At 41.5% G+C, this 313-nt stretch carries 1 protein-coding gene; it reads left to right on the plus strand.

The window, feature by feature from the left end; genetic code table 11:
• Positions 1 to 25 precede the first annotated feature (25 nt).
• Positions 26 to 313 (plus strand): hypothetical protein (locus AC056_RS19755; RefSeq protein ID WP_213033522.1); only part of this gene is annotated, 288 nt, incomplete at its 3' end.

Consider the following 313-nt stretch of genomic DNA (forward strand, 5'->3'; position numbering starts at 1 on the left):
TGCGGTAACAGAGACTACTACACCAGTGAATGGATTACCAGGAGGAACAACTTCTGCATTAACAGCGAATGATACATTAAATGGGTCACCAGTAACAGTAGGTACGAACCCAGGAGATGTAACAGTAACACCAGTAACAGTTCCAACAGGATTGACATTAAATTCGGATGGAACAGTAACAGTGGCGGCAAATACACCAGCGGGAAGTTATAATGTAGAGTATACAATTTGTGAGGTAAACAATCCTACTAATTGTGATACAGTAACTTCTGTAGTAGAGGTAAGTGCACCGGTTATAGATGCGGTAACAGAG

Origin of the sequence: Acinetobacter genomosp. 33YU, assembly GCF_001990725.1 — a bacterium.
Lineage (GTDB): Bacteria > Pseudomonadota > Gammaproteobacteria > Pseudomonadales > Moraxellaceae > Acinetobacter > Acinetobacter seifertii.